A 21357-nucleotide genomic window follows, 5' to 3' on the forward strand; every position below is an offset into this window, starting at 1 on the left:
TCAGCGCTTCCGCAATTGCGGTGCTACCAGCACCAGGAACAGCGCGAAGACCACAAGAACCAAGGACAAGATTTCGTCCCATCCCACGGGATCGCCGGTGATCATGGCAGATGAGATGATGCCGACCACAGGGATCGCCAGGGTGCCGATGGCTGCCACGACGGCCGGATAGAGGCCGACGACGCGAAACCAGGCCCAATGACAGAACACCATCGGGATGAGGGCGGCATAGGCCACCGCCCACCAGCCCAGCGAACTGACAGCAGTGGGGTCGAAGTCAAAATCGAAGATCAGCGCGCCAAGGAAAATCGGGATGCCGCCCAGCAGCATCTGCCAGGCGACCAGCGATGTGGTCGGCATCGAATAGGTGTGCGTCTTGAGAGCCACCGTCCCGAGGGCCCAGGAGATGGCTGCGAGCAGCATGAAGATCGGGCCCATGGGGGCGGCACTGAGATTGGCCCAGTCCGGGATCACGAGCACGAGCAGGCCGATCATGCCGACGCCAAGGCCCGCAAGGCGCAGACCGTCGATCCGCTCGCGCAACCAGATGGCGGCGATGGGGGCCGCCCAGAGCGGCATGGTGAAGGCGAGGATCGACGCTCGGCCCGGCAACATCATGGTGACGCCGAGCGCCGAGAACAGGTGCCAGCCGGTGATATTGCCAAGAGCAGCGATCAAGAGCGGCCTCAGATCCTGGCGCGGTATGCGTAGGGAAAGGCGTGCCATGGCGGCGATGGCGAAGAGTCCGCCGGCACCGGCCAACAGGCAGATTGTGCGAAACGCCCAGACCGGCACCTCATTGACCGAGAGCTTGATTGCCGGCCAGTTGACGCCCCAGAAAATGGTAATCAGCGCCAGCAGGATGAGGCCCGTGGCGTCGCTGTCAGCGCGGACGCCAGCCGGCTTGACCTGATCGGTCATCGGGAGGCTGCCTTCGCGCGGCGCTCGGCGATGCGCGCCAGGATGGCATTGCGCGCATCGGGGTTGGAGATGATCCAGTCGCGGATCTCGTCGATGGTGCGGGTGCAGCCCACGCAATAGCCGGTCATCGGGTCCATCTGACAGACGCTGATGCAGGGTGAGGGCGGGCCGGACGCCAGCATGCGCATGCGTTCTTCCCGGCGCTGCTGGCGCGCGAGCTTGTCCTGCATCAGGCGGCGGCCTTCGATCTGTCCCTTTTCCCTGAGATCGTCGCTCATGCCGCTACCTCTTCTGGCGTTTGGCCGACGAGCTTTGCATAGAGAACCGGGTCGGTGGCGCCTTCGCTACCGATGATGAGGATATTGGCGTTCCTGTCGAGCAGCAAAGCGGACCTTGCGGCAGGGTCGATCGCCGCCGCGATGAGCCCGGCCAGACCACCGACACCTGCTTCGCCGCCAACAACCTTGGCATCCCTGTCATTGCCAGCGGCCAGCGTCTTCATGGCAAACACCGCCGCATCGTCCGGCACGGTCATGAAGGCGAAGCTCGCCTTGTCGAGGAGCGACCAGGCAAGGGGCGACACCTCACCACAGGCGAGACCGGCCATCAGCGTATCCAGCTTGCCGGTGACGGCGGTGGGTGTGCCGGCCTGGGCGCTCACAAAATGGCAAGCAGCCTTTTCGGGTTCGACGACCACGATCTTGGGCCGCAGCGCATCCAGCTCCAGCCACAGATAGCCGGCAACCGCCGCCGGCAAGCCGCCGACGCCGGCCTGGATAAAGACGTGGCTGATGTTCTGGTGGTCCGGCAACTGCTGCATCACCTCATCCATCATCACGCTATAGCCATGCATGACGTGGCGCGGAATCTCCTGATAGCCTTCCCAGGTGGTGTCCGAGATCACCTGCCAGCCATTCTTCGCGGCATCGGCCGCACAGGCGCGGACCGAGGCGTCATAATTGTCCGGGATGCGCCGCATTTCCGCGCCGAATGCGGCAATGGCCTTCTCGCGCCCGACACTGACGCCGGCATGGATGTAGATGACGGCGCGGCACCCGAACAGCCTGGCGCCCCAGGCAACGGATTTGCCGTGGTTGCCGTCGGTCGCCGTGCAAACCGTGATATCCCTGGTGCGGTCGCGGTATTTGCCGGCGAGGAGATCGGCAAGCGTGACGTCGCCACCCAACCGGTCCTGCAGATGACGCAGGACCGCATAGGCACCGCCGACCGCCTTGAAGGCGCCGAGGCCGAACCGCGCGCTCTCGTCCTTGTAGAAGATCTTCCCCACGGCCAGTTGATCCGCCAGCCCGTCGAGAGAGCGGAGGGGTGTGGGCTCATAGCCGGGCCAGGCCTTGATCTCGGCGCAGGCGCGGGCAAAACCCGCGGCATCCACCACGCCAGGAGCCGCCATCTCCAGCCGGTCTTCGGCCGGGCTGAGGCGCGGATTGACGAAGATCTTGGCGGGCAAGCGAGGTGGTTTCCATTCGGTCATGGCTGCGACTATTATCAAACCGCCGGTTCTTAATCAAACCCGCCCGGCACTTGCTACCTATGTGGGAGCTGCATGACCTTGCCGGCCATCGGGCGAATCACCGCAAACTGGAACAGGTATCTCGGCCGCACCCGGCTCATGACCGGGTTGGTGCTGTTCTTCTATGTGCTGACCCACAATCTCAATCACGCGCTGGGCATCGTCTCGCTGCAATGGCTGGAAGCCGGGCGTTCGGTCTTCCTCGGTTTCTGGCGGTTCAAACCAGTCGAAGGGCTGCTGTTCATGGCCGCCTTTCTCCATATTCTGGTGGCGCTGATCGCCCTCTACCGCCGCCATTCCCTGAAGATGCCATTCTGGGAAGCAGCGCAGCTGGTGCTGGGTCTTGCGACACCGCCTTTGTTGATGCTTCACGTCCTGGGCACGGCCTATGCCAGCGAGCAGTACCATTTCAAGGATTCCTATGCCTATGTGCTGTTGACGTTGTGGGTGTTCCAGCCCTGGAATGGTGCGCTGCAGGCAATCGCCACTCTTGTCACCTGGATCCATGGCTGCATCGGCATGGCCTATTGGCTGCGCCTCAAGCCGTGGTATCCGCGGGCGCGGGCCTATCTCTTCGCGCTCGCCGTGACGATTCCCGTGCTGTCACTGATCGGCTTTGCCGATTCCGGCCGCGCCATCGCCGAGAAACTCGAAGACGAGACCTGGTTGCCGGCTCTCATCGAACGGGACAACCTCCCCAACCAGGAGGCGGCGGCCGAAGTCTATGCGCTCCGCGACCTGGGGTTCTGGATCTGCGGCGGGCTGCTTACCTTTGTCCTCGGCGCCCGCCTGGTCCGCGCCCAGCTCAATCGCCGCCGTGCCATCGCGATCTCCTATGAAGGCGGCGCGGTTGTTCATATCCAATCCGGCACCACCGTGCTGGAAGCCAGCCGCAGCGCCAGCATCCCCCATGCCTCGGTGTGCGGTGGGCGGGGTCGTTGCTCGACCTGCCGCATCAAGGTCCTGAAAGGTGCGGCCCAATTGCCCGTGCCCAGCGATGACGAGAGGCGTGTGCTGGCGCGTGTTGGCGCCGCACCTGATACCAGGCTTGCCTGCCAATTGCGGCCGGTGGCGCCGGTCACCGTGACGCCGCTGCTGCCAGCCCAGGCAGGCCCGCAGCAGGCACATGCGCGCGGCGACTATCATTCCGGGCGCGAGATGGAAATTGCCGTGCTGTTTGCTGATCTGCGTGGTTTCACGCAGCTTTCCGAGCGACGCCTGCCCTACGATGTGGTCTTCCTCCTCAACCGGTACTTCAAGGCCATGGGCGAGGCGGTGAGCGGCGCGGGCGGACATCTCGACAAATTCATCGGTGATGGCGTCATGGCGCTTTTCGGCATCAAGAGCGGCATGGAGGGTGGTGACGGCAAGGCCGCCTGCACCCAGGCGCTGGAAGCCGCGCGGCGCATGTCCGTCAATCTCGAGGAACTCAACCGGCATCTGAAGGACGATCTGCCGATGCCGCTTCGGATCGGCATCGGCATTCATTTCGGTCCGGCCATCGTTGGCGATATGGGCTACGGTCCCAATCAGCACCTGACCGCCATCGGCGATACGGTGAATACGGCGAGCAGGCTGGAAACCGCCACCAAGGAACTTGATTGCCAATTGGTGATCTCGGAAAATGTCGCGCGTGCGGCCGGCATTGCCCTTGATCCCGCACTCATGCATCAGCTGCAGGTCCGCGGGCGGGAACAGACATTGGGCGTGCTGGCGATCAAATCGGCGCAGAATTTCGGCGAGGCCGCCGCAGCAGCGGATTGACGTGAATGAGCGAGCTCAGCGCCACACCGGTTGATCGCGTTTCCACCCCGGCGGACATGCGCGCGCTGATGCACCGGAATGACCGGCGCGGCCTCGCGCAGCTCGGTGGCCACCTCATGCTGCTGCTGCTGACCGGCATGCTCATATCGCGCACGGGCAGTTCGCCCTGGATCTGGCCGGCAATGTTTCTGCACGGCGTGGTGCTCGTCTTCCTGTTCGCGCCGCTCCATGAAACCATCCATCGCACGGCCTTTGCCAGCCGCGCGCTCAATGATGCCGTCGCTCTGGTCATCGGACTTCTGCTGGTGCTGCCGCGCGCGTATTTCCGCGCCTTCCATTTCGCCCATCATCGCCACACCCAGGACCCGGCGCGTGATCCCGAAATATCATCCCCACGCCCAGCGACGCGCCGCCAATGGCTGATCCATGTCTCTGGCCTGCCCTATTGGCGCTGGCAGATCGCAGGGCTTGTCAGGCGGGCCCTTGGGCAGGTGGCTGAGGATTTCTACGGCAATGACAGTCAGCGGCAAAAGGTGGTCCGGGAATCGCGCGTCGTGCTGGCCATCTATGCTGTGCTGCTGATCGGTTCATTGATCGCTCACAGCGATCTGCTGCTGCGGTATTGGATCATCCCGGTATTGCTTGGCCAGCCCTTGTTGCGGCTCTATCTGCTGGCCGAGCATTGGGGCTGCCCATTGTCGCCAGCCGAGGCACCGATCGACATGCTGGCGCGATCGCGCACGACCTATACCGGTGCGCTGGTGAATTTCCTGGCCTGGAACATGCCTTTTCATGCCGAACATCACGCCAATCCGGCCGTGCCGTTCCACGCACTCCCGCGGGCCAATGCGCTGTTGCGCGACCGGCTCGGCATGACCAGCCCTGGCTACATCGCCGTGACACATTGGATCTTCGCGAGGCTGCAACCATGAACGACCTCACCGCGATCAGCGCTCGACTGGTGCCGCTGGCACGTGATAACGCCTATGTGCGCCAGCATCCGACGCCCAACTTCTGGGCGCTGATGCCGCACCAACTGCATCAGCACACCGATTCGGCCTGTTCGCTCGCCAGCGCCGTCATGGTGCTGAACGCGGCGCGCGGCCTTGCCCATGGCAACCGCATCGGTGGCCTGGTGAGCGAGAAGCGATTGCTGGAGCTGTTCAAGGATACGACATGGCCGGCCGGTGTCGCCTTGAATGGTGGTGGCCGGAAATTGGCGGAACTCGCCGATCATCTGGAAGTCGCCTTGCGGCACTATGGCCTGGAAGATTGGCGCGTGGAGCGGCGCCCGATATCAGCCGCTGATCCTGCAACCGCCAGACAACTGCGTGCCGATCTCGCAGCACTGGAAAGCAGCGCCGGCTGTTTCCCGATTGCCAATTTCCATCTCGATGATTTCTACGGCGACGGCAGCGATATCGGCCATTTCTCGCCGCTCGCTGCCTATGATCCCGATACCGATCGTGTGCTGGTGCTGGATGTCTACAAGGCCGATTACGAGCCTGCCTGGGCGCCGGTCGATCATCTGCTCCACGCCATGGTGCGCCCGTGCGATGACGGCAAACTGCGCGGCTATCTGGTGGTGCGACGGGATTGAGGCCCCTCACCCCAACCCCTCTCCCCAGAGGGGCGAGGGGCTATAGAGCGAGATCGGTCGAAACTCCCTCGCCCCGCTTGCGGGGAGAGGGTGGGGGTGAGGGGTCGCTATCTCAACCTCAATTGATGTTGTTGTCGTCCTTGTAGTCGTCGATCGAGTCTTCGAGTTCATCAAATTCGTCGCAATCGCCACAGGCGGCCTTCAGGATCGCGAGCTGCTTCTCGGCGTTGGGCAGATCCTTCTGTTCGAGATAGAGCTCGCCCAGATATTCGTTGGCGCCGAGATGATTGGGCTCGAGCGAGAGTGCCTTCAGGTAATACTCCATGCCCGCCTTCCAATTGCCCATCTTGCGATTGGCAAAGCCCAGCTGGTTGAGGGCATCGGCGTACTCGCCCTTTTCCTTGATGGATTTCTGCAGCAGGGGAATGGCGGCGCTGTATTTCTCGTCTTCGATCAGGTCGACCGCTTTCTTGTAATCATCGGCTTTCTTGGCCGGCGTGGTCGAATCCGACCCCATGGAAAAGGCGGAGCTGGCAAAGCCCAGGCTGAGCGCGGTGAGGGCGGTGATAAGTGCGAGGCGGTGGTTCATCATGATTGGTCTCCTGTTTGTGGTTGTTTCTGTTGTATACGGCCCTGGTGGCTGTCCGAACCCACCCGACTGCCGCCTTCGCCCAAAGACTTAACCGATACTGCCGGGACCCGCTGTGAACCGGATCACAAGGGGGATCGCCCCAATGCCGTGGTCCTCTCCAACCTTAGCCATAGCGCTGTTCCTGCCAGGGGTCGCCAAGATTGTGGTAGCCACGCTGCTCCCAGAAGCCCGGCCGGTCCGTCTCGGCAAAATCGATCCGGCGCAGCCATTTGGCGCTTTTCCAGAAATAGAGCTGCGGAACCACCAGTCGAACCGGGGCGCCGTGTTCGACGCTCAGCTTCTGGCCCTGCCAATGCGTCGCCAGGACCACGTCGCTGCGCGCAAAGGAGTCGAGGGGCAGGTTGGTGGTGTAGCCGTCATAGGCTTCCAGCTGGACGAAACGCGCCCTTTCAAGCGGTTTGACGTCGGCGATGAGGTCCGTGGCGGCGACCCCCAACCAGTCATTGTCGAAGCGCGACCAGGATGTGACACAGTGGATATCGCTGCGCTGGGCGGTCTGCGGCAAGGCGGCGAATGTTGCCTGATCGAAGCTCGCCGGCCGCTGCACCAATCCGCCGACATCAAGCCGCCAGCTTTCCGGCCGGATGGTTGGGGTCACGCCGATATCCAGCACGGGCCAGCTTGTCACCAGGCGCTGCCCTGGCGGCAGTCGGCCGGCATCCCTGTGCGGGTGCGTTTCGCCGGTCAGCAATCGGCCATCCCTGGCCCATTGCTTCTTGGCTGCGATCAACTTCTCTTTGCCATCGCTCGGCTCTGTGCGGTCCATGCTGCACTCGGTCTCCAGTAGGTGGGCAAGTATTTGGAATAGCGCACGAAAAGTCCAAGCACGAATTCGCGATATAGCCAGGAAATGTTACGCCCTGCGCATCAATTGCGGCAGCTCGCGGTGAGTGGCGCCCGGGAAAGGCCTTGCTTGTTTTTGTTTGTGTACGAATAATATCCCGCAGGAGCCACCGCAAGCCGCGCGTTTCGTGTGATATTGAGGAAGCCACCGAATGGAAGATCTCGCCCTGGCGCACGGCCTGCGTTTTGACGATCTTTATGACCCGGCAGGTCTCGCCCGGCTTGATGCGCTTTTCCTGACCGATCTTGGCGCCGGGGATCCGGCGCTCTCCTGGGACGGCTGCTCGCCGGCCGCGCAGCGCCCAAATCGCTGGATGACAAGGCGCAGTCGCAACTCATCCTCGATCTGTCAGGGCATCTGGAAGACTTCCTCGGCACCTTGTTCGGCATTGGATCCGAACTGGGCGCCCTGCAGGCACGGCACAACGATCTGGCGCCGCTCTATACCTGCAAGCGCCTGTTCGTGCAGCGCCGCGCGCTGAAAGCCTATGGGCCCGACAAGATCGCCGCCATCGACGCGGATGCCGTGCGCCGTGAACTTGCAGCCCTGTTCGGCGGCACCTTCGACGAGATCCTGTTTGCCCGTCATGTTGAAGAATGGGGCAAGGATGAAACGGCGCATGGAAGGGGCATCGATCTTGCGCTGCAATATGCCGCCTGGGCGGCGCAGTCGGAGGATGGCAGGGCACTGCACCGCAACGGCGTGCTGTTCAAGGCACCCCGCAAGATCGATCCGCAGCATCTGGTCCATATGGAGACCGAGACGCGCGATGGCGTTACCTCCTTCAAACTGGCGGCCGACAAACTGCGCCACCGGGAAGGATTCGCCCTCACCGATCGCGGCATGGATCTGGTCGGTGCGCTCGATCAGGCGAACTATTGCATCTGGTGCCACAACCAGGGCAAGGACAGCTGCGCCAAGGGCCTGAAGGAAAAGGACGGGACCTTCAAGAAGAGCGTGTTCGGCGTGACGCTCGCGGGTTGTCCGCTGGAAGAAAAGATTTCCGAGATGCATACCGCCAAGGCCGGCGGTCAGCCCTTGGGCGCCTTGGCGATCATTGCCATCGACAACCCGATGGTGGCGGCGACCGGGCATCGCATCTGCAACGATTGCATGAAGGCCTGCATCTATCAGAAGCAGGAACCGGTCGACATCCCGCAGGCGGAAACACGCACGCTGAAGGATATCCTGGCGCTGCCCTATGGTTTCGAGATCTACAGCCTGCTCACGCGCTGGAACCCGCTCAATCTGAAGCAGCCGATGGCAAAGCCAGCTACCGGCAAGAAGGTGCTGGTGGTGGGGCTGGGGCCGGCCGGCTACACGCTCTCTCACTATCTCCTCAACGATGGCCATACCGTGGTGGCGGTCGATGGGTTGAAGATCGAGCCACTGGCACCGGAACTCTCGGGTGTGGCGCGGGATGGCAGCCGCGTGCCCTTCAAGCCGATCCGCCATGTGTCCGACCTCACCGAGGATCTGGGCACGCGCAGCATGGCCGGTTTCGGCGGTGTGGCGGAGTACGGCATCACCGTGCGCTGGGACAAGAACTTCCTGAAGATCATCCGGCTGCTGATCGAGCGCCGTCACACTTTCGCGATGTTCGGCGGGGTCCGCTTCGGCGGGACCATCACGCTGCCCCAGGCCTGGGAGATGGGCTTCGATCATGTGGCGCTGGCGATGGGGGCGGGTAAGCCGACCCTGCTCGACATGCCGGGCGGCCTTGCCAAGGGTGTCCGCATGGCATCCGACTTCCTGATGGCGCTGCAATTGACCGGTGCCGCCAAGGCGGATTCCATCGCCAATCTGCAATTGCGGCTGCCGGCGGTGGTGATCGGTGGCGGATTGACGGCGATCGATACCGCGACCGAGGCCATGGCCTATTATCCGGTGCAGGTCGAAAAATTCCTCAGCCGCTATGAGACGTTGACATCCGAAACGGGCGAGGCTGCCTTGCGGGCACAATGGTCGCCGACGGAGCTGGAGATCGTCGACGAGTTCCTGAACCATGCCCGCCTCATCCGCGCCGAACGCGGGCGTGCTTCGGCTGCCGGTACGGCGCCGCGCATTTCCGAACTGCTGCAGGAATGGGGCGGGGTGACACTCGCCTATCGCCGGCGCCTGATCGATGCACCGTCCTATACCCTCAATCACGAGGAAGTGGAAAAGGCGCTGGAGGAGAATATCCGCTTCGCCGAGAGCCTGACGCCGACCAGCATCGATGTTGATGGGCAGGGCTTTGCCGAACGCATTCATCTGAAACATGCCGACGGCAGTACCCATGTGCTGCCGGCGCGGTCCATTCTGGTGGCTGCCGGCACGCGGCCGAACACCGTGCTGGCACGTGAAGACAGCAGCAATTTCAGCCTGGACGGCCAGTATTTCCGGGCGCTTGGCGATGACGGTGCCGTGGTGACGCCGGAAAAACTCGCCAAGCCCAACGAGGTGCGCGTCATCACGCAATCTCATGCCGATGGTCGCGCGGTCAGTTTCTTCGGCGACCTCCATCCAAGCTTTGCCGGCAATGTGGTGAAGGCGATGGGCAGCGCCAAACAGGGCTGGCCGGTCGTCTCGGCAGCTCTCCAGCATCGTGCCGCCCCGATGGAGACGAGCACCGATAACTTCCTCGCCCGGATGAACCAGCGCCTGCGGGCTCGGGTGCGCGCGGTCAACCGCCTGACGCCGACGATCGTCGAAGTGGTGGTGGAAGCGCCGCAGGCCGCCGGCAATTTCCAGCCCGGCGAGTTCTATCGTCTGCAGAATTTCGAGACTTTGGCGCCGCGCACCAAGGACACGGTGCTGGCCATGGAGGGTCTCGCTTTGACCGGCGCCTGGACCGACGCCGAGAACGGCCTGGTGGGCCTTATCGTGTTGGAAATGGGTGGTTCATCGGAACTTTGCGCGCAGCTTGAGGTGGGTGAGCCCGTGATCCTGATGGGCCCGACCGGGGCGCCCACGGAAACACCGGCGGGCGAAACGGTGCTGCTGGCCGGCGGCGGCCTCGGCAATGCGGTGCTGTTCTCGATCGGCCGCGCGCTCCGCGCCGCGGGCTCCAAGGTGCTCTATTTCGCCGGCTACAAGAAATTGCAGGACCGCTACAAGGTGGCCGACATCGAGGCCGCGGCTGATATCGTCATCTGGTCCAGCGACGAGGCGCCGGGCTTCGTCCCCACGCGCCCGCAGGACAAGACCCATGTCGGCAACATCATCGAGAGCATCCAGTATTACGCGGAAGGCAAGCTGGGCGAGACGCCCATTCGCCTGCAGGATGTCGACCGCATCATCGCGATCGGCTCCGATGGCATGATGGCCGCCGTGCAGCGCGCGCGGCACCAGGTGCTGAAGCCCTATCTCAAGGCATCGCATTGCGCGGTGGGCTCGATCAACTCGCCCATGCAATGCATGATGAAGGAAATCTGCGCCCAATGCCTGCAGCCGCATAAGGACCCGGTTACGGGCAAGGAGACGGTCGTGTTCTCCTGCTTCAACCAGGACCAGGAACTCGACCATGTCGATTTCGCCGGCCTGCGGCAGCGATTGGGGCAGAACTCGGTGCAGGAGAAACTGACGCGGGCGTGGATCACGCACAGTTTGGCGACACTCGACCGCAACAAGGCGGCGCAGTAGGTCTTTCTGGCCAGTAGGTCTTTCTGGCCAGGAGGTCTTTCCCGATTGTCGGAAAGGTCATTCCCGTCGCCGCCCCGCCATCGGCCTCGGTCAGTACATTCGTGATCCGAGGCAAAGGGCAGGGACGTGGGCAGGCCGTTGGGCCAATTGAATTCGGTGCCAGTCCCAGGACCTGGTCAGTCAGTACATCCGTGATCTGACGAGGGGGTTTGGGAAGGGCCGATCCCTTCGCCGCCCTGCCTATGACACCAGTCAGTACATCCGTGATCTGACGAGAAGGGCAGGTGGCGGACCTTTGGTCGTTCGGCCGATCAGATCAGGCGAACAGAGGCAAAGGCCTTGGGGTCGATACCGAGCGCCAGGAGATCTTCATCTGCCGGGCGTCGGTTGAATTCGATCGCGGCCGCGCTTGCGCGGGCTGCGGACCATGCCGCGAAAAACGACGCGACAAGTTTCCATATGGGGGTCGAACGGTCGCTTTCAAGAGCGTGAATGGAAAAATCAGTCATTTCTCAAGCCTTCCATCCCCCAACGATTTGAATATAAGGATTTTGCTGCGACGCAACAAGGTGACATTGCGACGCAGCAAAGGAAAATGTTTCACGTGAAACATTTTGCGTACTGAACCGTTAAATACGGCTCTCTGGAAGCCCTGTCTCTCGTTCGTCCGTCATGGCCGGGCTTGGCCCGGCCATCCACGAATTGGCGGCTGGCTGTGAGCAACGCCTGGATCGTCATCCCCGTGCCAAGCAGGTGATGACGATCCAGGCGTGAAGACGAGAGGGTAGGGCGTTGGACGACGATTTCGGGACCAACTCCCTCCTACAGACTCCGTACCTTTTGCAGGAAAGTGTCGACATCGGCCTTGAGGCGTTCGCCATTGCGGGCAAGTTCGGACGCGGCCCCCAGGACCTGGGTCGAGCCGGCGCTGGTCTGCTGCGAGGCCTCGGTGACACCGGTGATGTTGGTGGCGACTTCCGCGCTGCCGGACGCTGCCTGCTGGACGTTGCGCGAAATCTCCTGGGTCGCGGCGCCCTGTTCCTCGACAGCCGAGGCGATCGCGGTCGAGATTTCATTGACGCGCCCAATGGTCTGCGTAATGCCGGCGATGGCGGTAGCCGAACTGTCGGTCGCCTCCTGGATCGAGCGAACCTGCGAGGCGATCTCGTCGGTGGCACGCGCCGTCTGCGTGGCCAGGGTCTTCACCTCAGAGGCCACCACGGCAAAACCCTTGCCGGCCTCGCCGGCGCGGGCGGCTTCGATCGTGGCGTTGAGCGCCAGCAGATTGGTCTGCCCCGCAATGTCGTTGATGAGGTTGACCACGTCGCCGATCTTCTGCGCCGCTTCGGCCAGGCTCTTTACCTTCGCGTTGGTGTCGGTGGCCTGATTGACGGCATCGCCGACAATGCGGGTCGACTCGCTCACCTGATTCGAGATCTCGCTAATCGAGGCGGAGAGTTCCTCGGTCGCCGACGCGACCGTCTGCACATTCTGGGTCATCTCCTCCGAGGCCGCAGCGACGACCGTCGATTGGCGCGAAGTCTCCTCCGCCGTGGCGGAGAGTCCCTGGGCGGTTGCCTGAAGTTGCGTGGCGGCCGATGTGACCACTGCCACCACTTCGGTGATGACCTTGTCAAACTGGGTGATCGCCGCTTCCATCTGGACGCCGCGTTCAACTTGTCTTTGCTGCTCTTTCTGCTGGGCGGTCGCAAGATCGCGCGCCTTGATCATGCCTTCCTGGAAGACCAGGCTCGCCTTGGCAATATCGCCCATCTCGTCCTTGCGCTCCACGCCCGGGACCGACACGTCCAGATTGCCGGTCGACATGGTCTGCAGACAGATGGCGATGTCGCGGGCCGGCCCGCTGATGCCGCGCACCAGCGCCCAGCCGACCGACACGCCAAAGGCCAGCATCACGACAAACACGCAGATGATGATGAGGCGGGACTGGGCGTAAATTTCATCACCCGCGGCGCTGGCGTCGTCGGCGCCTTTCTTGTTAAGCGCCGCCAAGGCGGCCAGAGTGACCGATGCATCGTCGAAATGCTGGCGCGCTTCGCCCTTGAACAAGGCGGAAGCTTCGTCATTGGCATTCTTGCGCGACAGCTCGATGACCTCGGCGCTCACGGCCAGATAGTCTTCCCATTGCTTGGCGAATTGGTCGTAAAGCCCGCGCTCCTCGTCACTCGAAATCAGCGGCTCATAGATCTTCCGGTTATCGGTGATGACCTTGCCCACTGCCTCGATATCGGCCTCGGCCTTCGCCATTTCGGCTTCATCCGTTGACATGATATGCGTGCCCTGGGCGATGCGATAATCCGAGGTGTTCATGTTGAGCTTGTCGGTGATGTCGACGCTTGGCAGCCAGTTGGTGGCGATGATCGTCGACTGGTCGTTGACCACGGCGAGATTGTAGATCGCGAGACCTCCCAGGGAGATCAGGCCCAGAAGGAGAATGCCGATGGCAATGGACAGTTTGGTTCCGATACGCAGGTTCTTCATGCTGAGCTCCACCCTCTGAATAAGTCATGATCACCGCGCCTCAAACGCGGCATCGAAAATTCCAGAATTGTGTGGCATCGACTGCCGACAAATCGTGTCGATGCTGCCAGAGGCAAATAAAGATTCACCTAACGAATCAACGGATGATGAAGTCTTCGCAACGCTGCCGCGTAACAACTTTCCTAGCGATGCGGCTTTGCGACCCAGTGCTAAGAAATGAATCCCTGAACAGCGATGACGTCAGGTTTTAGTTCGCAGATCATCACTTGCGCGCCAGGCTGCCGAGGAAGCCGTCGACTTCGCGTTCGAGGGCGCCGGTCTGGGTGATCAGATCGCCGATCTCCAGCGCGACAGTGTCGGCGATGCGGGTGGCGACGGAGATCGACTTCGCGACGGCGGCGATGCGGCTGTTGACCGAGCTGGTGCTCTGCGAGACGTTTTCGACGCTGCGCGCGATCTCGGTGGTGGCCGCTCCCTGCTGCTCGACAGCGGCGGCGATTGCCGTGGTCGTATCGCTGATGCGGCCGATCGTGCCGGCGATGGTATGGATCGATCCCGCCGAGAGCGCGGTCGCCGATTGCATCGCCTTGATCTCGTCGGTGATCTGGCTGGTGGCATCCGCCGTCTGTCGGGAGAGGCCTTTCACTTCCGCTGCCACGATCTGGAAGCCGCGGCCGGCATCGCCGGCACGCGCCGCTTCGATGGTGGCGTTGAGGGCCAGCAGATTGGTGTGGCCGGCGATGTCGTCGATCAGCTTCACGACATTGCCGATATGCCCGGCGGCCTGCTCAAGTGCCGCAAAGGAGTCGTTGGACTTGTTGGCGTCGGTGACCGCCTGGTGGGCGATGTCGCTGGCGCTTGCCGTCTGGCGCTGGATCTCGCCGATGGCGACGGTCAGTTCCTCGGCGGCGGCGGCGACGCTTTCGACATTCTGCGCGGTAATCTGCGAGGCTTCGGAGACGGCCTGGGCATCTGCCGCGGCGGAATTGGCGCTGGACAGCAGTTCGGTCGAGCCGGATTGCAGATGTGTCGATACGGTCTTCAGGGCCGTGATGACACCGCCCACCTTGCCGCGGAAATCCTCGCCGATCCGCACCAGGTCCTGGGCGTGACGGTTCTGCAACTCCTCGAAATAGGCCGAAACCGCGATATCCATGTCGAGCATGGCGAGCTGCGTCATGGCTGAGACAATGTCGCCCAGTTCAATGGTCGCGCGGTGGGTATTGACGCGGGAATAGCAGGCCGACACGGCCTTGCGGATGAGATGCGCCAGGGTGCGGTGATAGGCAGCAATGTACCAGCGCGGTTCCAGTCCGATGCGGGCATGCACCAGGCCGATTTTCAGCGCCGATTGGAAATAGGCATCGTCGAGGGTGCCGGAGAACAGGCGCTTCCAATGGGTGATCTGCGCGCTCTTGGCATATTCCATGCGCTTGGGGTCGGAGAACAGGCCGGTGAGCTGGGGATATTTCGAGAGGTGGCCGCAGAAATCGGCCATGGCGGCCGGCAGCACCTCCTCGATCTCCGCCCGGAAGCCGCCGATCACGGCCAGAATGGTCTGGTCGATCCCGGCAAAGGCCAGCCGTTCGGCAATGTGCAGATCCTGCTTGGTGGCTTGCATCCCTTATCCCCCAGGTCTCTGTGGCTGACGTTCTTGCGCGTATTCATCGTGCGCGCACCCGGTTACTTTTGACGAGGTTCCGGGCCGGCATTTTGATTTAGATCAGAAATTCGTAAAAATACCTATATAATTCAATTAGTTAATATGATTTAACGAAAGGGATAAATGCCCGGGCCGACCCATCTGCTAGGCTGAGATTGCTATCAAAAGGAGAATTTACGCATTCATGCCGCTGTTCGTTCTAGTAGTCCTAGCAGCGTCCGACCGATTTTTGCGGCGCGTCCGCGTGGCAAGGCATGACGCGCGTTCACCTGCGGGTGAGAAAAGTTCAGTTTGCGACATAACGCCCCGTCGTTATTCGACTATCAGCGGTCGCCCCAATTGCAGCCATATTGGGGTCAGACGCCTACCAATGGGGCGAAAGTGAGTAGCTGTATGGAGCTTGAGGCCGAGAAGGGTGGATGCCTGATCATTGCCTGCGGCGCGCTGGCGAAGGAATTCGTGGCGGTGCGCGCGGCAAATGGATGGACTGACGCGCAATTGGCGGTGACCTGCCTGCCGGCGATCTGGCATAACCGGCCGGAAAAGATCCCACCCGGCGTCCGGGCCAAGATCCGCTGGGGCCGGAAGCGTTTCAAGCGCATTTTCGTGCTCTATGGCGATTGCGGCAGCGGCGGGTTGCTGGACGACGTGCTGCGGGAAGAAGGGGTTGAACGGATCGACGGGCCGCATTGCTACGATTTCTTTGCGGGATCCGCGGTGTTCGACCAGATGATGGAAGAGGAGTTGGGCAGCTTCTTCCTGACCGACTATATCGCCCGGCATTTCGAGCGGCTGATCTGGCAGGGCATGGGGCTGGATCGCCATCCGGAATTGCGCGATGCCTATTTCGGCCATTACCGCCGCGTCGTTTATCTGGCACAGATCGACGATCCGGCGCTGACGGTGAAGGCGGCGGCGGCGGCCAAGAGGTTGGGGTTGGATTTCGAGCGGCGGTTTACCGGTTACGGCGAGATGGCGACCTTCATGAAAAAGGCCGTCGCGGCCGGATCAGAACAACAGGATTAGGAAGAGATGGCTCAGCTCATCGTCGTTTACTGGCGCGACATCCCCGCCCAGGTCATCGTGAAGAAGGGCCGCGACAGCGCCAAGAAGCAGCTCGACGAGCGCTTTGAAAAGGCGATCGACCGCGCCGCCATGCGCGCCAAGCTGCGCGACACGGATTCGTATCTCGGCGAATGGCGCCGCGCAGCTCCGGTCGAGGTGAGCGACGATCTGGAAGCCGAGGCGCAGAAGGCCCAGGCCGAGATCGAGGCCGCCTTCCCGGAAGAGCGTCTGAAGGAATTCGTTGAACGCGGTGGCCTTGCCACCGCCGCAGTCGAGGGCTAACTCCCATGTACGCAGTGCGCCTCTGGTCGGTGCGCCACGCAAAGGGTCTCAACCGCTTTTACCAGGCCTTCGAAAAGGTCGTGGTGGCGCTGCATCCGCTGTGGAACAGGATCGGCTACGACAAGCTCGAGGCACCGTTCCAGGTGCTGGAAAAAACCACCAAGGGCTTTCTGTTCGACTGCCAGATGTGCGGGCAATGCGCCCTGTCGTCGACCGGCATGTCCTGCCCGATGAACTGCCCGAAGACCTTGCGCAACGGCCCCTGCGGCGGCGTGCGTCCGAACGGCAATTGCGAAGTGAAGCCGGACATGAAATGCGTCTGGGTGCAGGGCTGGGCCGGCGCCGAGCGCATGGACGGCAATCTGACCAAGATCAAGGACGTGCAGATCCAGGTCAATAACGCGATCAAGGGCAAATCCGCCTGGTTGCGCGTCGTGCGCATAACCAGACGCGTGGGCGAGTTCGCGCCGAAGCCGCCGAAAGCGCCGCCGGCGAAGAAGCCGGCCTCACCCGCGGGTGCGGATCTGGTGGCAAAGCCGGCGACACCCGGCGGCGAAGGGAAGGCTGCGTGATGGACCCGCAGATCGATCCCTCAGCGCCACTCCCCAGCCTGCCCGGCCATTCCTCGGGCGGCCGTCTGGAGCGCATCCTGCGTGCCGGCAAATTTGCCGTGACGGCTGAGCTCAACCCGCCGGATTCCGCCGACCCGCGCGACGTCTATGACCGCGCGCTGGTGCTCTCCGAAGTGTGCGACGCGATCAACGCCACCGATGCGTCTGGTGCCAACTGCCATATGTCGTCGGTCGGCATCTGCGCGCTGCTCACACGCGCCGGCTATTCGGTGATCATGCAGATCTCGTGTCGCGACCGGAACCGCATCGCCATCCAGGGCGACGTGCTGGGCGCAGCTGCCATGGGTGTCCAGAACATTCTGTGCCTCACCGGCGACGGTGTGCAGGCGGGTGACCAGCCGGAAGCCAAGCCGGTCTTCGATTTTGATTCCACCTCGCTGCTCAACTGCATCCGCGGCATGCGGGACGATGGCAAGTTCCTCTCGGGGCGCAAGATCACGGTGCCGCCGCGCGTGTTCCTGGGCGGTGCCGCCAATCCCTTCGTGCCGCCCTATGAACATCGCGCCACGCATATCGGCAAGAAGATCGCCGCCGGCGCGCAGTTCATCCAGACGCAATATTGCTATGATGTGCCGATGCTTCGCACATTCATGGACAAGGTGCGCGCTCAAGGGTTGCATGAGAAGGCCTTCTTCCTGATCGGCGTCGGACCCCTGCCATCCTCGAAGACCGCGCGCTGGATGCGCAGCAATGTGCCCGGCGTGCATATTCCCGATGCGGTCATCGAGCGGATGGAAAAGTCCAAGAATGAGAAGGCCGAAGGCAAGCAGCTCGCCATCGACCTCATCCAGGAAATCAAGGAGATCGAGGGCGTGCATGGCCTCCATGTCATGGCCTATCGCCAGGAAGAATTCGTCAACGACATCATCCACGCATCCGGCGTGATGAAGAATCGCCAGCCCAAGCGCGCGCCGCGACCCGCGGCGCCTGTCAGCGTCTTGGCGTAAGCTAAGCAATTGCGTTTCAGAAAGGACTATCAGTTATGACCGATACCGTTATCAGCTCGGCCACCAAGGAAATCGTGATCGGCTTCGATCGCCCCTTCTGTGTCATCGGCGAGCGTATCAACCCGACCGGCCGCAAGCTGCTGGCCGCCGAAATGGCCGCCGGCGATTACAGCCGCGTCAAATCCGACGCGCTCGCCCAGGTCGAAGCCGGCGCCCACATGCTCGACGTCAATGCCGGCATCCCGATGGCCGATGAGCCCCGCATCCTCGCTGAAGCCATCCAGCTGGTGCAGTCGCTGACCGACACGCCGCTTTCGATCGACAGCTCGATCGTGGCGGCGCTCGAAGCGGGCCTTGCCGTCTACAAGGGCAAGGCGCTGGTCAATTCGGTCACCGGTGAGGAAGAGCGTCTCGAAGTCGTGTTGCCGCTGGTGAAGAAATACGGCGCCGCCGTCGTTGCCATCTCGAATGACGAGACCGGCATTTCGGAAGATCCCGATGTGCGCTTCGAAGTGGCGAAGAAGATCGTCCAGCGCGCCGCCGATTACGGCATTCCGTATAAGGACATCGTGGTGGATCCCTTGGTCATGCCGATCGGCGCGCTGGGCCAGGCCGGCCGCGCGGCCTTCAGCCTCATCCGTCGCCTGCGCGAAGAGTTGAAGGTCAACACGACCTGCGGGGCTTCCAATATCAGCTTCGGCCTGCCCAATCGCCACAGCCTCAATCAGGCCTTCCTGTCGATGGCGATCGGTGCCGGCATGACCTCGGCCATCATGAACCCGCTGCACATGGAAGAGATGACCGGCATCTGGGGCGCTGACGTCTTGATGGGCACGGATGCGCATTGCGCCCATTGGATCAAGCGCTTCCGCGAACCGGCCGCTGAAGGCGACGCCGCCGGTGGGCGCGGCCGCCGCGAGCGCAGCGGCCGTCGTGGCGGCGGCGGTGCGACGACGCCGGAGACGGCGGGGGCGTAAGCTACGGATAACCCCCTCACCCCAACCCCTCTCCCGCCCGCCGACGAATGTCGGCCTTCGCCGCAGGGGGAGAGGGTCAGGGTGAGGGGGAGCGACTGAAGACTCTCTCTTCCCCATCCTTGAACCCAAGGATGGGGTTTGGCATTTTTGGGCCCTTAAAGACCACACGATTATTGCAGGAACACATGTCATGGCAGATGTCGGCACGGCTAACCTCGATCAAGGCAACGGCGCTGAAAACGGCGACAATGCCTGGCTGGTGTTCATGCCGTCCGGCAAGCGCGGCCGGTTCCAGAAGGGTACGCCGATCCTGACCGCGGCGCGCCAGCTCGGCGTCGACATCGATTCGGTCTGTGGCGGCCGTGGCATCTGCGGGCGCTGCCAGGTCGTCGTCTCGGAGGGTGAGTTTGCCAAGCTCGGCGTCGTTTCCGACGCGCATCATCTTTCGGATTTTTCGTCGACCGAGCAGCGCTATGCCGACAAGCGCGGCATGAAACCGGGGCGCCGCCTCTCCTGCTCGGCGCAATTGCTGGGCGATCTTGTCATCGACGTGCCGGCCGACAGCCAGGTACACAAGCAGGTCGTGCGGAAGCGCGCCGAGATGCGCGACATCACCGTGGATCCGGTTATCCGCCTGCACTATGTCGAAGTGCAGGAACCGGACATGCACGATCCGACCGGCGATCTCCAGCGCCTGGAAAAGGCGCTCAAAAGCCAATGGAATCTCGAAGGTCTCGATTGCGACGTGCGCGCGATCCAGGGTCTGCAGCAGGCGTTGCGCAAGGGCGAGTGGAAGGTGACGGTCGCCGTCCATATGGGCAAGCAGATCACGGCGGTGTGGCCGGGCTTCCACGACAAGATCTACGGCCTTGCCGTCGATGTGGGCTCGACCACGATCGCGGCGCATCTCTGCGATCTCGGCACCGGCGAAGTCGTCGCCTCTTCCGGCCTCATGAATCCGCAGATCCGCTTCGGCGAGGATCTGATGAGCCGCGTCTCCTATGTCATGATGAATCCGGGCGGCGAGGTCGACATGACCAAGGCCGTGCGCGAAGCCTTGAACGATCTGGTCCAGGCGGTGGTCAAGGAAGCTGGCTGCACCCAGGAAGACGTGCTGGAATGCACCTTCGTCGGCAACCCGATCATGCATCATCTGCTGCTCGGGATTAATCCCATTGAGCTCGGCTGGGCGCCGTTTGCGCTGGCGACCGACGGGCCGGTGCAGATCTGGGCCACCGAAATCGACCTCAAGGTCCACCCCAATGCGCGCATCTATGTGCTGCCCTGCATCGCGGGCCATGTCGGCGCCGATACCGCCGGCGTCATCCTCTCCGAGACGCCCTATGACGTCGACGAGATGACGCTCATCGTCGATGTCGGCACCAATGCGGAAATCGTGCTGGGCAACCGGCATCGGCTGCTTGCCGCCTCTTCGCCGACCGGCCCAGCCTTCGAAGGCGCGCAGATTTCCTGCGGCCAGCGCGCGGCACCGGGTGCGGTCGAGCGTGTGCGCATCAACCGCGAGACGCTGGAACCGCGTTTCAAGGTGATCGGCTCGGATCTCTGGTCGGATCATCCGGACTTTGCCAAGGAGACAGAGGCGTTCGGTGTCACCGGCGTGTGCGGGTCGGGGGTGATCCGAAGCATTGGCGGAAATGTTCCTCGCCGGCATCCTCACGCAGGACGGCGTTATCGACGGCGGCATGGCGGCGAAGAGCCCGCGCATCCAGGCCGACGGTCGCACGTTCTTCTATCTGCTGCATGACGGCCATCCGCAGCTGAAGATCACGCAGAACGATATCCGCGCGATTCAGCTCGCCAAGGCCGCCCTCTATGCCGGTGCCAGATTGCTGATGGACAAGCTCGGCGTCGACAAGGTCGATCGGATCACCTTGGCGGGTGCCTTCGGCAGCCATATCGACGTCAAATACGCCATGGTGCTGGGCATGATCCCGGATTGCGATCTGGCCAAGGTGACTTCCGCCGGCAACGCGGCCGGCACCGGTGCGCGCATCGCGCTCCTCAACCGCGGGGCACGAGACGAGATCGCGCGCGTGGTCAAGCAGGTCGAAAAAATCGAGACCGCGGTCGAGGCGAAATTCCAGGAGCATTTCATCGAGGCCATGGCCCTGCCCCACAAGACTGCGCCCTACCCGCATCTCGCCAAGGCCGTGAACCTGCCGGAGCCCAAGGTTGCCACACAGCCGGACGGTGGCGATGACGGCGGCCGCCGCCGCAGCCGCCGGCGCGGGTAGCTTTCCTTCAGTCGCTCCCCCTCACCCCAACCCCTCTCCCGCGAGGGGAGAGGGGCTTTTGCCACGCATTTCGATTACCATCGCTTTGCAGGACTGGG

General features: G+C 62.7%; 16 protein-coding genes and 2 pseudogenes. 10 read left to right on the forward strand and 8 right to left on the reverse strand.

All coding sequences use genetic code 11. The features are described 5' to 3' along the window. From IPK59_15415 to IPK59_15425, 3 genes are all read right to left on the reverse strand, one after another. The gene (locus IPK59_15415) at positions 1-921 is read right to left on the reverse strand and encodes a DMT family transporter (protein MBK8160089.1); all 921 of its coding nucleotides are present in this window, start codon (positions 919-921) and stop codon (positions 1-3) included. Next, the gene (locus tag IPK59_15420; GenBank protein ID MBK8160090.1) at positions 918-1103 is read right to left on the reverse strand and encodes a DUF1289 domain-containing protein; all 186 of its coding nucleotides are present in this window, start codon (positions 1101-1103) and stop codon (positions 918-920) included. Before IPK59_15420 ends, IPK59_15415 begins: the two co-directional genes overlap by 4 nt. 92 nt (positions 1104-1195) lie before the next feature. After that, positions 1196-2413 carry a diaminopropionate ammonia-lyase gene (locus IPK59_15425; GenBank protein ID MBK8160091.1) on the reverse strand — a complete coding sequence of 406 codons (1218 nt, stop codon included), beginning with the start codon at positions 2411-2413 and terminating at the stop codon, positions 1196-1198. A gap of 72 nt (positions 2414-2485) precedes the next feature. Between IPK59_15425 and IPK59_15430 the strand changes: the two genes are divergently transcribed. Genes IPK59_15430 through IPK59_15440 form a run of 3 tightly spaced genes read left to right on the forward strand, consistent with a single transcriptional unit; the run spans position 2486 to position 5816 of the window. After that, the gene (locus IPK59_15430; GenBank protein MBK8160092.1) at positions 2486-4216 is read left to right on the forward strand and encodes an adenylate/guanylate cyclase domain-containing protein; all 1731 of its coding nucleotides are present in this window, start codon (positions 2486-2488) and stop codon (positions 4214-4216) included. A 56-nt stretch (positions 4217-4272) separates the two neighbouring features. Next, entirely contained in the window at positions 4273-5148 is an 876-nt protein-coding gene (locus IPK59_15435; GenBank protein ID MBK8160093.1) for a fatty acid desaturase, read from the forward strand. Continuing rightward, entirely contained in the window at positions 5145-5816 is a 672-nt protein-coding gene (locus IPK59_15440) for a hypothetical protein (protein ID MBK8160094.1), read from the forward strand. The genes IPK59_15435 and IPK59_15440 overlap by 4 nt, the downstream gene beginning before the upstream one ends. A 118-nt stretch (positions 5817-5934) precedes the next feature. On the opposite strand, the gene IPK59_15445 is transcribed toward IPK59_15440, so the two are convergent. After that, positions 5935-6408 carry a tetratricopeptide repeat protein gene (locus IPK59_15445; protein MBK8160095.1) on the reverse strand — a complete coding sequence of 158 codons (474 nt, stop codon included), beginning with the start codon at positions 6406-6408 and terminating at the stop codon, positions 5935-5937. A gap of 163 nt (positions 6409-6571) precedes the next feature. Next, entirely contained in the window at positions 6572-7234 is a 663-nt protein-coding gene (locus IPK59_15450) for a sulfite oxidase-like oxidoreductase (protein MBK8160096.1), read from the reverse strand. A gap of 229 nt (positions 7235-7463) precedes the next feature. On the opposite strand from IPK59_15450, the pseudogene IPK59_15455 reads away from it, so the two are divergent. Next, positions 7464-10936, forward strand: a pseudogene (locus IPK59_15455) (FAD-dependent oxidoreductase). Positions 10937-11247: 311 nt separating this feature from the next. Here the strand turns inward: IPK59_15455 and IPK59_15460 are convergent. From IPK59_15460 to IPK59_15470, 3 genes are all read right to left on the reverse strand, one after another. Further along, complete coding sequence (locus IPK59_15460; GenBank protein ID MBK8160097.1) at positions 11248-11445, reverse strand: hypothetical protein; 198 nt, start codon at positions 11443-11445, stop codon at positions 11248-11250. Between the two features lie 313 nt (positions 11446-11758). Further along, complete coding sequence (locus tag IPK59_15465; protein ID MBK8160098.1) at positions 11759-13438, reverse strand: MCP four helix bundle domain-containing protein; 1680 nt, start codon at positions 13436-13438, stop codon at positions 11759-11761. A 262-nt stretch (positions 13439-13700) separates the two neighbouring features. Continuing rightward, positions 13701-15059, reverse strand: a complete 1359-nt coding sequence (locus IPK59_15470) for a globin-coupled sensor protein (protein ID MBK8160099.1) — start codon at positions 15057-15059, stop codon at positions 13701-13703. A gap of 435 nt (positions 15060-15494) precedes the next feature. Between IPK59_15470 and IPK59_15475 the strand changes: the two genes are divergently transcribed. The 6 genes and pseudogenes from IPK59_15475 (at position 15495) to IPK59_15500 (ending at position 21259) form a co-directional block, all read left to right on the forward strand. After that, positions 15495-16127, forward strand: coding sequence for a DUF1638 domain-containing protein (locus IPK59_15475; protein MBK8160100.1), 633 nt, complete (start codon positions 15495-15497; stop codon positions 16125-16127). Positions 16128-16133: 6 nt separating this feature from the next. Continuing rightward, positions 16134-16448, forward strand: coding sequence for a virulence factor (locus tag IPK59_15480; protein MBK8160101.1), 315 nt, complete (start codon positions 16134-16136; stop codon positions 16446-16448). A 5-nt stretch (positions 16449-16453) separates the two neighbouring features. Beyond that, positions 16454-17020: a methylenetetrahydrofolate reductase C-terminal domain-containing protein gene (locus tag IPK59_15485; GenBank protein MBK8160102.1), complete on the forward strand. Its 567-nt coding sequence runs from the start codon at positions 16454-16456 to the stop codon at positions 17018-17020. Continuing rightward, positions 17020-18027, forward strand: coding sequence for a methylenetetrahydrofolate reductase (locus tag IPK59_15490; GenBank protein ID MBK8160103.1), 1008 nt, complete (start codon positions 17020-17022; stop codon positions 18025-18027). The genes IPK59_15485 and IPK59_15490 overlap by 1 nt, the downstream gene beginning before the upstream one ends. A gap of 35 nt (positions 18028-18062) precedes the next feature. Beyond that, entirely contained in the window at positions 18063-19004 is a 942-nt protein-coding gene (locus tag IPK59_15495; GenBank protein ID MBK8160104.1) for a methyltetrahydrofolate cobalamin methyltransferase, read from the forward strand. 190 nt (positions 19005-19194) lie between these two features. Then, positions 19195-21259 (forward strand): annotated as a pseudogene (locus IPK59_15500) (DUF4445 domain-containing protein). Positions 21260-21357 lie beyond the last annotated feature (98 nt).

The sequence above is a fragment of the Rhodospirillaceae bacterium genome (assembly GCA_016712715.1).
In the GTDB taxonomy this organism is placed as follows: Bacteria; Pseudomonadota; Alphaproteobacteria; order Dongiales; family Dongiaceae; genus Dongia.

Bases quoted from the DNA above. Each gene is read 5' to 3' on its own strand.
- IPK59_15495 (MBK8160104.1), top strand. From the start codon at position 18,063: ATGACCGATACCGTTATCAGCTCGGCCACCAAGGAAATCGTGATCGGC.
- IPK59_15470 (MBK8160099.1), bottom strand. From the start codon at position 15,059: ATGCAAGCCACCAAGCAGGATCTGCACATTGCCGAACGGCTGGCCTTT.
- IPK59_15460 (MBK8160097.1), bottom strand. From the start codon at position 11,445: ATGACTGATTTTTCCATTCACGCTCTTGAAAGCGACCGTTCGACCCCC.
- IPK59_15490 (MBK8160103.1), top strand. From the start codon at position 17,020: ATGGACCCGCAGATCGATCCCTCAGCGCCACTCCCCAGCCTGCCCGGC.
- IPK59_15465 (MBK8160098.1), bottom strand. From the start codon at position 13,438: ATGAAGAACCTGCGTATCGGAACCAAACTGTCCATTGCCATCGGCATT.
- IPK59_15420 (MBK8160090.1), bottom strand. From the start codon at position 1,103: ATGCTGGCGTCCGGCCCGCCCTCACCCTGCATCAGCGTCTGTCAGATG.
- IPK59_15475 (MBK8160100.1), top strand. From the start codon at position 15,495: ATGGAGCTTGAGGCCGAGAAGGGTGGATGCCTGATCATTGCCTGCGGC.
- IPK59_15480 (MBK8160101.1), top strand. From the start codon at position 16,134: ATGGCTCAGCTCATCGTCGTTTACTGGCGCGACATCCCCGCCCAGGTC.
- IPK59_15435 (MBK8160093.1), top strand. From the start codon at position 4,273: ATGCGCGCGCTGATGCACCGGAATGACCGGCGCGGCCTCGCGCAGCTC.
- IPK59_15485 (MBK8160102.1), top strand. From the start codon at position 16,454: ATGTACGCAGTGCGCCTCTGGTCGGTGCGCCACGCAAAGGGTCTCAAC.
- IPK59_15450 (MBK8160096.1), bottom strand. From the start codon at position 7,234: ATGGACCGCACAGAGCCGAGCGATGGCAAAGAGAAGTTGATCGCAGCC.
- IPK59_15440 (MBK8160094.1), top strand. From the start codon at position 5,145: ATGAACGACCTCACCGCGATCAGCGCTCGACTGGTGCCGCTGGCACGT.
- IPK59_15445 (MBK8160095.1), bottom strand. From the start codon at position 6,408: ATGATGAACCACCGCCTCGCACTTATCACCGCCCTCACCGCGCTCAGC.
- IPK59_15415 (MBK8160089.1), bottom strand. From the start codon at position 921: ATGACCGATCAGGTCAAGCCGGCTGGCGTCCGCGCTGACAGCGACGCC.
- IPK59_15430 (MBK8160092.1), top strand. From the start codon at position 2,486: ATGACCTTGCCGGCCATCGGGCGAATCACCGCAAACTGGAACAGGTAT.
- IPK59_15425 (MBK8160091.1), bottom strand. From the start codon at position 2,413: ATGACCGAATGGAAACCACCTCGCTTGCCCGCCAAGATCTTCGTCAAT.